The organism is Flavobacterium azooxidireducens (genome assembly GCF_023195775.1).
GTDB lineage: Bacteria > Bacteroidota > Bacteroidia > Flavobacteriales > Flavobacteriaceae > Flavobacterium > Flavobacterium azooxidireducens.
This window is the reverse complement of the sequence record NZ_CP096205.1, coordinates 652,090-667,174: the sequence shown is the minus strand read 5'-3', so window position 1 is coordinate 667,174 and position 15,085 is coordinate 652,090. Positions and strand designations below refer to the sequence as shown.

At 34.5% G+C, this 15,085-nt stretch carries 6 protein-coding genes and 1 rRNA gene; all 7 read left to right on the top strand.

Translation table 11 applies throughout. The features are described from left to right. Positions 1-88 precede the first annotated feature (88 nt). Positions 89-197, top strand: a 5S ribosomal RNA gene (gene rrf, locus M0M57_RS03020). A 692-nt stretch (positions 198-889) separates the two neighbouring features. Continuing rightward, positions 890-1,930, top strand: coding sequence for an IS110 family RNA-guided transposase (locus M0M57_RS03015; RefSeq protein ID WP_248432818.1), 1,041 nt, complete (start codon positions 890-892; stop codon positions 1,928-1,930). Positions 1,931-2,285: 355 nt separating this feature from the next. Next, positions 2,286-3,764, top strand: coding sequence for a helix-turn-helix domain-containing protein (locus M0M57_RS03010; RefSeq protein ID WP_248435255.1), 1,479 nt, complete (start codon positions 2,286-2,288; stop codon positions 3,762-3,764). After that, on the top strand, positions 3,754-4,902 hold the full coding sequence (locus tag M0M57_RS03005) for a tetratricopeptide repeat protein (RefSeq protein WP_248435254.1): 1,149 nt from the start codon (positions 3,754-3,756) through the stop codon (positions 4,900-4,902). Before M0M57_RS03010 ends, M0M57_RS03005 begins: the two co-directional genes overlap by 11 nt. A gap of 168 nt (positions 4,903-5,070) precedes the next feature. Next, positions 5,071-12,180, top strand: a complete 7,110-nt coding sequence (locus tag M0M57_RS03000; protein WP_248435252.1) for a choice-of-anchor J domain-containing protein — start codon at positions 5,071-5,073, stop codon at positions 12,178-12,180. Positions 12,181-12,246: 66 nt separating this feature from the next. Then, on the top strand, positions 12,247-13,182 hold the full coding sequence (locus tag M0M57_RS02995) for a PorP/SprF family type IX secretion system membrane protein (protein WP_248435250.1): 936 nt from the start codon (positions 12,247-12,249) through the stop codon (positions 13,180-13,182). An 18-nt stretch (positions 13,183-13,200) separates the two neighbouring features. Then, a complete protein-coding gene (locus M0M57_RS02990; protein ID WP_248435248.1) occupies positions 13,201-15,072 on the top strand; it encodes an OmpA family protein in 1,872 nt (623 codons plus the stop codon). The last annotated feature ends 13 nt before the right edge of the window (positions 15,073-15,085 follow it).

Sequence of the window (15,085 nt, the reverse complement as noted above, 5' to 3'; positions counted from 1 at the left end):
AATTTTTATCTCAGTATGTTAAGATATTATTCAATGGATAATAAATTAAATTAATCATTGAAAAATTGCCTAAAGCAATTTAACCTTTTAAGGTGGTTATTGCGGCGGGGCTCACCTCTTCCCATTCCGAACAGAGAAGTTAAGCCCGCCTGCGCAGATGGTACTGCAATTTGTGGGAGAGTATGTCGCCGCCTTCTTTTAGAAACCCTTCATCTAACGATGAGGGGTTTTTTGTTTTATAGTTTTGTCACTGGAGGTTACGAGTTGCGAGTTGCGAGTTCGAGGGAAACTACAATGAAAATATTCTCTCACAGAAAGCACGGAAAACACAGAAATGATTGCTACGCAATGTTTGATTGCTTTTGCCACAAAAGAAAGAAAGGCACGAAGTTTTTGGTTGCGGGTTTTGCCACAAAGCAAAGAAGGCACAAAGGTTAGGATGATTGTGAAATGAAAACTGGGACTGATAACCGGGACTTTTGAGGTATTTATTTGTTTTGAAATGCTTTGATGTACCGAATTGCGTGAGGGATTGAAGTGGAAAGCCCGCAGGAGAAAGGTTTGCGTTTTTGCGGGTTGTGCCGGCGACCAAAGAAGCCGAGCACAACCCGACAAAAACCAACCTTTGGTACGATCCCGATATCTCCTATGTTTGCAAAATAAAGTTGATATTATAAATTTGAAGAAATAAAGTGAAAAGAAAGAGAGTATACCGATGGCTAAATAACTCTTGAAGTATATTGTTCGATAGATATTACCTCTTTCTTTTTTATCTTTTAGAGTTTGAACAGAATGTAAAGAATTGAGTATTGCTTAATATCTTGAATATCCAACTAGGAGAAAAGACGAAGGAAGATACATCACTTTATCAATTACTAATATTAAAAAAATGATTAAAAAATTATTAAAACAAGTCGCAGGAATTGATGTTGCTCAAAAGGAATTAGTCATTACTTTAGGCCGTATATATGAAGATTTCAACATTGAGTTATTTAGTTACAAAGTTTTTAAAAACAGTGATTCTGGAATTAAATCATTGGTTGAATGGGTAAATAAGCAAATAGATAAAGAGCTTCCCATACGTTACGTTATGGAAGCAACCGGAGTTTATCATCAAAAGTTTGCATATCATTTAGTCGATAACGGTTGTGAGGTAAGTATTGTATTACCCAATAAGATTAGTAATTACATACGAACCTTAGAACAAAAAACAGTAACCGATAAGAGTTGTTCGCAAGCAATTGCACAATTTGGATTAGAGCGAAAATTAGATCGATGGACAAAGCCTAAAAGCATTTACAGGGAGCTACAACAGCTTACCCGTGAAAGAGAGCAAATTGTTCAAGAGAGGAGTAATATTAAAAACCAAATACATGCTGAAAGTGTAGAAGCTATGCCAAATGAACGAAGTCTTGATAGGATGAAAAAGAGAATAGTATTATTGAATTTACAAGAAAAAGAAATAAAAAAAGAAATCAACGAAATTACAAAAGCTGATCTTCAAGTGTCCAATATCATCAAAAGAGTTACATCAATACCTGGTGTTGGTGAATTAACCGCAGTGACAGTTTTAGCGGAAACAAACGGTTTTGAATTAATAAGAAACAAATCTCAGCTAACTAGTTATGCAGGACTGGATGTAAAAGAAAAGCAATCAGGAACCTCAGTAAAGGGGAAGCCAAGAATATCCAAGAAAGGAAATAGGTTTTTAAGAAAATCATTGCATTTACCAGCATTAAGTGCTGTAAAATGGGATGAAAATTTTAAAAGTGTTTACGCAAGATTAGTGTCTAAACACGGTATTAAAATGAAAGCTTTGGTAGCAGTTCAAAGAAAGTTACTCGAACTAATCTATATTTTATTCAAAAATGAAACAGTTTACGATAAAGAATATATAACAAAAAATAGCGTGCAAACACAAATGGTTTAAACACGCTATAGAGACTAGTTCAGAGACTGTCTTGAAAAACAAAACTAATAAAAATTTAGATTTTATTTTGGAAATCAACACAGAATCTATCGGGATGTAACGAAAAGCCCGACCCGTAGCTTGTCGGAGGGGCACGCCCAAATTTTTTTAAAAAGTTTGTTTAACGACTCTTTTGTTAGAAAATTCTATTTATTGGTTTTCTATTCTTAAAACTGATACATTTGTAGTGTGTTTACTGACCGGTATGTATAAAAGGAGCAACTTATTTATTTGTTTTTTTGTTTCAGCATTTTTGTGTTGTGCTTTTTCGTGCCAATTTGTGTTGGCTCAGACTTCAAATCGTGATGAGATTTTTTTGAAGGCGAAAGAGTTATTGGGCAATAATCCGGATGAGACGATTAAAGTTGGTCAGCATTTGGTGAGTTTAGAAGATAATCATTCCAAAATTAGTGCGGTGAAGCGGCTCGTTTCTGAGGCATTTTTGGTGAAAGGTGACTATCACAATGCGTTGGTATATGCTTTTGAAGCGGGTTATGATTTTGAGCGATTGGTGATTGAGGATAAAATTGAAGTTTTACTGCTAAAATCTTCTATTTTGTACGATTTGAGTTTGGATGCTCAGGGTAGTACTTACTTGAAACAAGCGGGAGATTTTATTGCAATGATTGATGATTTTTCTACTAAAGAGAATTTTGAGAATAAGTTGATTTTGCATAAGATTATGGTTTTGATTCGCAAGCAAAATTTCGATAAATCGATTGTTTTGTTTAAAGAAACAAATGAATTTTTGAATGAGAATGCCGATTTGAAACAAGAATTTGATGTTGTTAAAGGTGTAGTTTATTTTAATTTGAGGCAATTGGATTCGGCTCAAATTTATTTTAATAAGGCGTTGGATTTTAGTTCTAAACGCAAAACGGAAAACTTTTTTGAGAAATCGGTTGTTTTGGCTGAAAAAAGCAAAGTATTTTTTGTCGAGAAGAATCATCAGCAAGCGATTTCATTGTTGAATGAGTCGTTGATTTTAGCAAATAAGATAAATAATGTTCCGCTTTTTAGAATGGTTAACAAGCAGCTTTCGGTTAATTATCTTGTGTTAAATGATAAGTCTAATTATCAGCGTTATAATAATGAATTTCTTATTTTGGATGGTAAGTTGGAGCAAATGGAAGAGGAATCGATTAATTCTGCGTTTAATTTAATTTCGGAAGAATATGATCTGAATTTTGTTGCAGAGGAAAATAAAGCCAAAAATAAATTATACATTTTTTTAGTTGGAACTGTTTTATTATTGGTGATTTCAATAGCTTTTTATCTCAAAAATAGTTGGAAAAGAAAACGTTTGAATGAGATTATCAAATATTTAGAGATAAGTAAAAATTTGTTTCACAAGCCAGCAACTATTGAAGTTAAACCTAGTGATAAACGAATGTTTATTCCTATTGAAACAGAGCAACTTCTTTTGGTAAAACTGAAGCGTTTTGAGCAATCAACCAGATTTACTAGCAATGATATTTCGTTGGCAACTCTTGCCAGTCAGTTTGATACGAATACGAAGTATTTGTCTGAGATTATCAATAAGCATTATGAGGATAATTTTAATACGTATATTAATAAACTGCGGATTAATTATATAATTGAGAAGTTGAAATCGGATCCGAATTATATCCACTATAAAATTAGTTATTTGGCTGAGAAGTGTGGATTTTCATCACACAGTAGTTTTGCAACTGTTTTTAAAACAATTACGGGAATTACTCCAGCCACTTTTATTGAACTTTTAAAGGAAGATTTAGAAAAGGAAAAAGACGAAGAAGTTTTAGATGAAGTGTAATGAAAACATAGTATTTGCTTTAGTAGTAGCATTATTTTTGTGTTGCTCGTCATTCCTTTTTGGTCAAACTAAGACTGAGTTTGATAGTATTTTCAGAATGTACACAATCAGTATTTATGAAAATCCGGATAGAGCTATTTTTGTTGGTGATTCGATTTTTAAAGCAGTTTCGAATTCTGACATTCAAGTGAAAGCATTGATGTTGATTTCAGCAGGTTATTCATCGAAACGAAATTATCAAAAATCATTAGAATTTTCTAATAGAGCCAATGAGCTTTCGAAAAATAGTGATGATGTTTTACTACGAATTAAAATCGTAAATAAAACTGCGATTCAGTATCAACAGCTCAAAATTTACGAAAAAACAATTCAATACCTTGATGAAGCGGAAGAGTTGATTTTGGCTTATCCGGTTAGAGATTCTGTTACTTTTTATTTGGCAAACAATTATATAGTTCGCGGTTTGGTTTATAAAGAACGATTAAACTGCGAAATCGGAATTACTTTTTTGGATAAAGGAATTAAAGAATATGCGAAAGTGAATAATTCCAATAGTATTGCCAACTCAAGTATTGCCTACTATAATAAAGGAAATTGTTATGTTTTATTAAAAAACAATGAAGCAGCTAAATTGAGTTTTGAGGAATCAATTAGTTTAGCAAAAAAAATAAGTGCCAATAGTTTGCTAGCATTTGCTCAAAAAGGCTTGGCAGAAGTTTATACTATTGAAGGACGATATCAAGACGCCATTGCTATATTGAATGAAGCTTTTGTAACTTCTAAAAGTGTGGGTGATTTAATTTTAAATCAAGGAATTTATAAAGGTTTATCCGAAAATTATCTTGCTCTCAATAACTGGGAAAATTATCAAAATTACAATCTTTTATATCTTCAGAATAGAATTAGGATTAAAGAATCAGAACGAAAATCAATCAGCACTTCATTAGCGGAAATTAAAAAAGAACAAAAAAGTAAATTAGAACAACTACTTCCTTCGTATCAATACGGAATTTATTTTCTCATATTTTTAAGTTTATTGATTATTATTTCATCAATTTTAAGTTACTTAAAAATTAAAAAAGAGAACATTTTTCTTCAAAATGTAATAGATAGATTACAAAAAACCAAAAACGAATAAGTCTATTCGTTTCAATCAAAATTTTCAATTAAAATATTGTAAATCAAATATTTATATTTTTATTTTGCCTTTCAAATTTCGGTAATTTCCAAAGTCATTACATATTAATGTATAGTAATAATATATATTTTTATCCGAACACTAACTAAACCGTTAAATGTAATGAGAATGCGAAAAAAATTACACCTATTCAGCTCAGTAAAAAAGTTTTTACTGTTATTAAATTTCAGAGAGCACGAAAATGATGCTCAATTTTTGTTGATACAAAAAAGTATCCAAAAGAAAATTATTTTACCTTTTCTGTTATTGTTTTTTTCAATAGCAAGTTACGGGCAACTCGCCACCGAATCTTTTGAAAGTGGAATTCCTGCAACATGGACACTTTTTGGAAATGGAGTAGGCTCTTCAACTTGGGGAATTTCTCCAGATGGTTATTTAGGTAGCGATGCTGCTTTTGTTAATCCGAGTTCTGAAAACATCGGACAAGGAAATACAGCCCAATACTTTTTGGTTACGCCAACTGTTTCAGTTCCTGAAAATGGAGAAATTCGGTTTTATACAAAAAGAGCAACTTCAAATACTAACGATAATGTTAGTTATCAAATCAGACTTTCTACTGCCAGTCAACCCGATATCAACGGTTTTACGGTTGTTTTGCAATCTTGGGACGGAAATGATTTGAACGATACTCAAGAAACTGAATACGAAGAAAAGATTGTAGCAATTCCATCATCTATACCTGCGGGATTAGACATTTACATTGCTTTTGTAGCAGTTAATACTCAAACCGGAGCTGTAGCTTCAGGCGATGCTTGGTTTATAGATAATATTCGTGTTATCGAAGGTTGTTTGCAAGTTGTTGCAGAAGATGTGACTTTTTCTCAAATAAGTCCGGTTTCTGCCACAGTAACTTGGACGCATCCAAACGAAACAAATTTTGATATTCAGTATGTTGAAGAAGGCGAAAGTCCTTCAGCGACTTGGAATACGATTAATGGTAATACTTTTACCTTTGATGATTTAACAGGAGAGACTACCTATGATGTTTACATCAGAACAATTTGTGATTCGGAAACTTCAAGTGAATGGGCTGGACCTTTCAGCGTTACCACAGCAGTTTATGGTTTATCGTGTGAACATCCAATCGTAATCAATGCTTCAGGTGGTAATCCATATTCTTTTGATAGTAATTTGATGTATTTTCCAAACGCAGATACAATCACATATACAACACAAGGAAATAACTGTTTACCCGCAGCAATAACAGAAAACTATTTAGAAGGAAATAAAATTTTCCTTTCCTATACACCCGATCAAGACGGTTTGATTAATATTAGTCAAATGACACTTCCTTGGTCATCCGGAACAGAATGTTGGGGAAATGCTATTTCAGGGGTTTTTATCTATGAAAATTGTGGAACTATTGGTGTAGAGTGTTTAGCTGGACTAAATACAACAAGCACTAGTCAACCTAAAACAATTGAAAATTTCCCTGTTACAGCAGGAACAGAATATGTTATTGTAATTTCAACTTCTTTTGCCGGAACAACAACAAGTGTTTGTTTTGAGTTCGATTTATCATTTACAACATGTCCTTCACCTTCTCAATTTTCATTTACAAATTTATTACAAGAAAGTGTTGTTTTTTCTTGGGATAATCCGGTAAGTATTGCAGATTCTTGGGAATATGTTGTGTTGCCAGTTGCCGATCCTGCCCCAACAGGTTCGGGAACTCCTACAGCAACGAACGAAAACATTTTAATTGATAATCTAACAGCAGGAACTTCTTATAATTTATATGTAAGACCAGTTTGTGATGGAACTCCTGGAGAATGGGGAGCACCGATTACATTTACAACACAATGTAATGTGTTTGATACTCCTTATACTACAGGTTTTATTGGTGCTTCGGCATCAAATCCTGAGCCTTGTTGGACATCTTTGGATGTAAATAACGATGGCGTAAAATGGTCATATCAAGCAGGTTGGGAAGAAGGTTATTTAGGTTATGCTACATTACAAACAAGTACAAACCAGAATTTCAATCACGATTATCTAGTTTCTCCTCAAATCAATTTTGATGGTGTTCAAAAACGCTTAAGATATTCACATCAAGTAGGATGGGGAGGAAGTTCAAGTTATAGCATTAGAATATCTACAACGGGTATTGGTGAAGAAAATTTCACTTATGTATTATTACCTGAAACAATAATTTCTAACGAATCTTGGCAAGAAGTTATCTATAACATTCCTACGGAAGTCACAGGATTAGTTAACATTGCTTGGATAGTTTCTCCGGTTGGTTCCGGTCAGGCAGCAAGTAGAATTTCTATCACAAATGTATTTATTGAAGATAAACCAATTTGTCCGGATCCAATTGCTCCAATGTTGGTTGAAGGTAGTGAAACTACTGAATCAGCTCAGTTTTCGTGGACTGTTGGTGATTTAGAAGATCAATGGGAAGTTTTGGTTTTACCATTAAATGATCCTGAACCTACAAGTGATTCAACTGGAATTATTGTTTCTGATAATCCTTATACCTATGGTGGTTTACTTCCTGCAAAAAGATATAAGTTTTATGTGAGAGCTTATTGTAGTGATGAGCATCAAAGTACGTGGGTTGGTCCGGTTAATTTTATAACCGATTGTATTTCTTTTGACACTCCTTTCTACGAGAGTTTCAATGATGAAGATGATAATACTCAAAAGTTCTGTTGGTCAATTAATAATGCCAATGCAGATGCATCAGAATGGGTAATGGGAGCCACAAATCCAGAAATTCGTGCTGGTGGTGGTTGGTTTAACCCAACAACAAGTTATGATGATTGGTTGATTTCTCCTGCCATTAATGTGGAAGGTGTAAAAGAATTAAAATTCAAATACAGAGCAAGATTTTCAATTTTTCACCCAGCTTCAAGATATGGAATTCAGGTTTTAATTTCAACAACCGATACTAATCCTGAAAGTTTTACAGAATTAGCACCGTTAGAGGTATTTACTAATATCGATTTTATCGAAAGGTCGATTTTCTTTGAAGCAAGTGGAACAGTTTACATCGCATTTAGAGTTCCGCCGGATTTTGATTTAGCTCCCGGAACTTCAATTTTAGATATTGATGATGTTTATATTGTTGACGCTCCATTATGTCCAATGCCAAGTGCTTTAACAACTACTTCTGTTTTATCGGATAATGCCAATTTAACTTGGATGCCCGGATTTGGAGAAGAATCTTGGCAAATAGTTGTTCAAGAGGCAGGTTTAGGAATTCCAGCTGTGGAAGGTGAAACAGTTTCAGCAACAACTTATAATGCAGATCAACTTTTACCTGGAACTCAATATGAATTCTATGTTCGTGCCGTTTGTACAGATACAGATAGTAGCGAATGGGTAGGGCCGTTTGTTTTCACCACACTTTGTTCACCATTTAACACACCATTTATCGAAACATTTAATTTTGATTCTACAAGCGAAAGTTGTTGGAGAATCTTAAATTTAAATGATGATGGTTTTGAATTCGCAATGAATGTAACTTCTAATACTTATGAAGGAGATCAAGCGGCCGGAATGTTCACCGGATCAAATGGTGCAAATGATGATTGGTTAATTACGCCAACCATCAACGTAACAGCAAATCAACGCTTACGATTCTTTTATAGAGTTTATAGCTCATTTTTTACAGAAGATTTAGAAATAAAATTATCTACTACAGGAATAAATCCTGAAAGTTTTACAACGGTTTTATACGATACGGAAGAAGATCCAAATCCATTAAACAATGAAGAATGGAAAGAAATGATAATCAATCTTCCTGATGGAATTACCGGAAACATCAACATAGGATGGCATATTCCAACAAAACCTGCAAGTCCAGCTGGTTATAGAGGTCAACTTTTATTTATCGACAGAGTAATTATCGAAACTATTCCTGCTTGTCCTGCTCCTTATAACATCACCATTTCTAACATTAATGATACAACTATTGATGTAAATTGGGAAACGGCCGGAACAGAAACACAATGGCAAGTAGTAGTTCAACCATACGGAACACCAGCTCCGGGAGCAACTTCTTTACCGGAATATACTCATGTTGCAAATGCTCATCCGTTTACAGTAGAAGGTTTATTGCCAGCTCAAAAATACGAAGTATATGTTAGAGCAATCTGTGAAACAGAACCGGAATGGGTTGGTCCATTAGAAGTTACAACAAAATGTAGTTTTGAAGATTTATGTGAATACACTGTTACCTTGAGCGGAGGGCCTTCTTCCGGAATTGGTGGCGGAATTGACGTCATTCAAAACGGAGTTGTAGTTCAAACCTTAAATTTCCCAACCGGAGCATGGAATGAAGAAATGCAACCGGTAGACTTTATACTGTTTTTATGTAGAGGTGTTGAATTTTCATTATTCTGGGATTCCATCGGAACAGCTCCAGGTCAATTTCCGGGTGCAACCGTAGAAGTTAAAAATTCGTTAGGTGAAATCATTTCTTCTACCGATTTAGGATTACTTCCCGCTCCAAGAAGAATTTTCTTTACCGGTATTGCTACTTGTGGCGAAATCACTTGTCCGCAACCAACCGATTTAACAATTAGTGAAACAGGAGAATTATCTTGGACAGCCGGTGGATCTGAAACTTCTTGGGAAGTGTTTGTACAACCATTCGAAAACGGAACACTTCCAATTTCGGGAACAATTGTAACAACAAATTCATACCAACCACAAGCATCAGACTTTACAGCCGGAAATAGTACTTCATATGAATATTTTGTTAGAGCAATTTGTTCTGATGATGATATAAGTTACTGGTCTGGTCCAAATGCATTTGTTAGAAACGATGCTCAGTCAACAGCGGTTACTTTAACGGTTAATGATTCTGAAATTTGTTCAGTAGCCACTCAAGCTTCCTTTAATGGAGCAACACCTTCTGCAGATGCAATGTCTTGCGAAGGAATAAATGGAGGAGATATTTGGTATGAATTCCAAGCGACTTCAACAACACATTTAATTGATTTAGATAATTTTTCAGGAAATCATTATGACAGTTCAGGAGATCTTCCTTACGGGAAAATAACATTAACATTATACCGAGTTAATGGAGGAAATTTAGAAGAAATAGTATGTACATACAACAATGCTATTGCAACAATGTACTCAACAGAATTAGTAATTGGTGAAACTTATAAATTGAGAGTAACTCAAAATGAAACAGAACTTTCGCCATATACTTTCGATATTTGTGTAAAAACAATTGTTGATCCGTGTACATTCAACGTGATAAACGGTGGATTTGAACAACCGATTGCTACAGTTGGTTTAGTAAATAATATGATTTCTCAAAACATTGTACCGGGTTGGAGAAATGATGTAATTGGCTATTGGTCAAATGGTACTTTATTTTATTTTGATGCTTTGAATACGGTTGGAACTGCACCGCAAGAAGGAGCTCAATTTATTCAAATGTTGGCTTCTGATGCTGGATTAGAACCGGATTTGAACAACATTGACGGTATGTTCCAAGACTTCGATAGTTCTGAAGTAACGCAATATGAATACAGTTTTGCTCATGCAACGCGTGGTGGAGAAAATTCAGTTGATTTATTCGTTGGTTCGCCACAAGGTCCTTTTGAATTAGTTCATCAATCTACAACCACTAGTTTAGCTTTTAATGTGTTGGAAGGAATCTATAATGTTCCTGCCGGACAAGATGTAACACGTTTCGTATTCCGATCAAGAAATGACGGTATCGGAAATCTTTTAGATGATATTAAAGTTACACCAAACAACAGAATTATAACGGAAAGTCAAACCGTAGAATGTGGTGCAGGTCCTGTAACCGTTCAAGCAAATGGAGTTGGTACTTGGGAAGCAGACGAAAATAATCCTGGTTTAACAACCTTTACTGATGTTAACGGTGGGAATGCAACCATCTCAGGTTTTGGTGCTCCGGGAGAATATGTTTTCTATTGGAGAACGCGTTATTGCGAAAATTCAATCACGGTTACTTATTTAGGTTTTGATGATGTTCCAACAGTAACTACTCCGATAGAATATTGTTTGAATGCAACGGCTCAACCATTAACTGCAACAGCAACAACTGGTTATACTTTAAAATGGTACACTGAAGCAAATGGAGGAACAGGCTCAACAACAGCTCCAACACCAAGCACAGCTGCTCTTGGTTCAACATCGTATTATGTTGTAAACGTTGATACAAACGGTTGTGAAGGACCACGAGTTGAAATCGTTGTAACTATTGTAGATTTAACCATTCCGGAAGTTGGATTTTATTATGATGCAACTACCTATTGTGTAATTGGAACTAATCCAATATTATCAACCAATCCAGGTTTTGTATCTGGTGGAACTTACATAGTGAACCCATCTACTGGATTAAGTATCAATTCTCAAGGAGCAATTGACTTATCAAACAGTGATGCCGGAACCTATGAAATTACTTATTCTGTTCTTCAAAATGGATGTATTGCTGCTAACCAAAGTTTGTTTACAATTACTATAACCGATTCAACTTTAGCAGTTGTTAATCTTGAATATGAAACACCAATTTGTCTTTCGGGAGAAAATCCAATACCAACAGATCATTCAGAAAATGGTGCATTTTCATCTGAAACATTAACTGTTAATTCTGTAACAGGAGAGATAGATTTATCTTCAGCAACAGCAGGAACACACGTAATTACTTATGCCGCTTTAACTGATGTTTCATTATGTTTAGAAGGAAATTCAACTTCATTTACCATCGAAATTACGGAAGGTGAAGAAGTGGTTATATCGCAAGAATGTAATGGAAATGAATTACTACTTTCTGTAAACGAAAATACTTCTGCCGATTATATTTGGATGGATCAAAACAACAACATTGTAGGTTCAAACGAAGCAGTATTTAATGTGAGCGATTATTTATCCGAGAATCCATCGGCTACTTTCCCACAAACATTTACACTGACAGTTGTTACTGGTGAATGTTCTAGTGAAGGTCAATATATCGTTACTTCCATGCCTTGTGTGATGATTCCAAAAGGAATTTCTCCAAACGGTGATGGTAAAAACGATTCATTAGATTTAACTGGAATGGGAGTTCAGCAAATAACCATCTTTAACCGTTATGGTAGAGAAGTGTATAATTTCAGTGGAAACTATTCCAATCAATGGAATGGTCAATCAAATGATGGGAAAGAACTTCCATCGGCAACTTATTTCTATAGCGTTGCCAAACAAGATGGAAGCACAGTAACCGGATGGATTTACATTAACCGATAATAATCATATAATTCAAAGGCAGTTTGCTTAGTTAAACTAGGCAAACTGTTTTAAAATACTAAAAAAATGAAAAAAATAGTTTTGACATTAGCCTTTGCATTGATGATTGCTCTAGATGGTCAGGCACAACAAGATCCACATTATACGCAGTATATGTATAATATGAATATCATGAATCCGGCTTATGCAGGTTCAAAAGAAAGTTTATCCGTTGGTTTATTATACCGTGCTCAATGGGTAGAAATCGAAGGAGCACCAAAAACAGGAACATTATCCATCCACAGTCCGGTTGGAAAAAATGTTGGTTTAGGATTGTCTGCCATCACAGATAAAATCGGTCCGGTGGAAGAAAACAATGTGTATGCAGATTTCTCTTATACATTGAATTTAGGTGGCGAACATCGTTTGGCTTTCGGTATCAAAGGAGGAGCAACTTTCCATAAAGTGGGTTTGTTTAGCGATATCGGAAATGGGTTTGTCCCAGATCCTGATGATCCTGCTTTCAGCGAAAATTCAAGCAATACCTATTTAAACCTTGGTTCCGGACTTTTTTATTACAACCAAAAGTTTTATGCAGCTTTTTCTGTACCAAACATGTTAAAATCAAAACATTTGGATGTAACTCAAAATGGTCAGGAATATGAATTTGGTTCAGAAGTACAACATTATTTCTTAACAGCCGGTTATGTTTTTGATTTGTCAGAAAATACAAAATTTAAGCCGTCTTTTATGATGAAATCATCATTTAACGCACCAACTTCGTTAGATGTTTCGGCAAATGTGTTATTTTTTAATAAATTTGAGTTAGGAGCAACCTATCGACTTGAGGATTCTTTCGGAGGAATGATTAACTTTGCAATAACGCCATCAATTAGAGTGGGGTATGCGTATGATCATATTGTTTCAGATTTGAATGTAACAACACCGGCTTCACACGAATTTATGTTGTTGTTTGATTTGAATTTTTCGAAGAAAATATCCATTTCGCCAAGATTTTTCTAACCAATAAAGAAACCTAAAATGAAAAAATTATATATCACAGCAGGATTGTTTTTAACGCTTATGTCCGGATTTGCTCAAAATAAGCAAACTGAAAAAGCCGATAAGTTGTTCGAAACCTATCAATATGTTGCTGCCATTGATGAATATTTAAAAATAGCTGAATCAAAAAAAGCTGATAGTTACGTTTACAAACAATTAGCCGATAGCTATTACAACGTTTACAACACAGAAGAAGCAGCAAAATGGTATGCCAAAGCAGTTGAAAAAAGTCAAGATGCAGAGACCTATTACCGTTATGCTCAAACTCTAAAATCGGTTGGAAAATATCAAGAAGCAAACAAACAAATGGACAAATTTGCTTCACTTTTGCCAACTGATCAACGGGCAAAAGATCATAAAGCAAATCCAAATTACATTCCAACTTTAGCAGATAAAACGAAGTTGTTTGACATTAAAGAAACCAAAATCAACAGCAAAGAGCAAAGCGATTTTGGAGCTGTTTTAGCGAATGATAATACGTTGTATTTTGCCAGTACGAGAAACACGTCAAACAAAACGGATAAGTGGATTAATCAACCTTATTTGGATGTTTTTTCATCAACTTTAAATGCAGACGGAACTTTGTCTGAACCACAAAAAGTAAATGAATTAAATACTGCTTTTCATGATGGTCCGGTTACAATTTCTTCAGACGGAAATACCATGTTTTTTGCAAGAGACGGTCATAGCGAAGGCGTTTTTGAAAAAGACAAAAAGAACAACATCAAAGTAGGTCAGCAAGGTCTTTACAAAGCAACAAAAGTCAATGGAAAATGGACAGATGTGCAAGCTTTGCCATTCAATAGCACTAATTATTCAGTTAGTCATCCGAGTTTGAGTAAAGATGGAAAAACATTGTATTTTGCCTCAAACATGCCGGGTGGTTTAGGAGATACTGATATTTGGAAAGTTTCTGTTGATGGAAAAAATTACGGAAAACCAGAAAATTTAGGAACAGCTGTAAATACTGCCGGAAAAGAAGGTTTCCCTTTTATTACGGATGATAATGTGTTGTATTTCGCTTCAAGCGGAAGACAAGGTTTTGGTGGTTTAGATGTTTTTAAAGTTGATATAAACAATCCATCAGAAACAATTAACATCGGAAAACCGGTAAATACTGAAAAAGACGATTTCTCATTTAGTTTCAATACAACCAAAAACATCGGATTCTTTTCTTCAAACAGAAGCGGAATTGATAACATTTTTGAAGCAAATCCGGTTTGTGCTGCCGAAGCAATTGCCATCGTAAAAGATAAAAAATCAGGAAAAGTTTTAGCTGATGCTACCGTTTCTATTTTAGATGAAAAAAGAAATGTCATCGCAACAAAACAAACCAATTCTAAAGGAGAAGTTTCGTATGATATAAATTGTAATACAGCTTATCTTTTTCAAGTAACGAAACAAGATTTCGACCCGGCTTCAGCTTCGGTTGAAAAAGTGAAATCCGGAAAAACTTCAGTTACGTTAGAATTAGAACCAATTGAAGTGATTGTTACTGACACAGAAGTTATCCTAAAAAGCATCTTTTTCGAATTCAATAAAAGCAACATTACAGAGCAAGGTGCAACCGAATTGGATAAGTTAGTTAAGGTAATGAAAGACAATCCAACAATGGAAATCTTAGTAAAATCGCATACCGACTCCAAAGGTAGTGCGGCTTATAATTTGAATTTATCAAATCAAAGAGCTCAATCAACCGTTCAGTATTTAATCTCTAAAGGAATTTCCAAAGCAAGACTTTCCGCAAAAGGAGTAGGATTATCTGAACCAAAAATTGATTGCAAAGAAAATTGTACTGAAGAGCAAGATGCTCAAAACAGACGCTCAGAATTTCTTATAGTTAAAAAATAAAATTTTTTATTAC

Bases quoted from the DNA above. Each gene is read 5' to 3' on its own strand.
- M0M57_RS03015 (WP_248432818.1), top strand. From the start codon at position 890: ATGATTAAAAAATTATTAAAACAAGTCGCAGGAATTGATGTTGCTCAA.
- M0M57_RS03005 (WP_248435254.1), top strand. From the start codon at position 3,754: ATGAAGTGTAATGAAAACATAGTATTTGCTTTAGTAGTAGCATTATTT.
- M0M57_RS03000 (WP_248435252.1), top strand. From the start codon at position 5,071: ATGCGAAAAAAATTACACCTATTCAGCTCAGTAAAAAAGTTTTTACTG.
- M0M57_RS02995 (WP_248435250.1), top strand. From the start codon at position 12,247: ATGAAAAAAATAGTTTTGACATTAGCCTTTGCATTGATGATTGCTCTA.
- M0M57_RS02990 (WP_248435248.1), top strand. From the start codon at position 13,201: ATGAAAAAATTATATATCACAGCAGGATTGTTTTTAACGCTTATGTCC.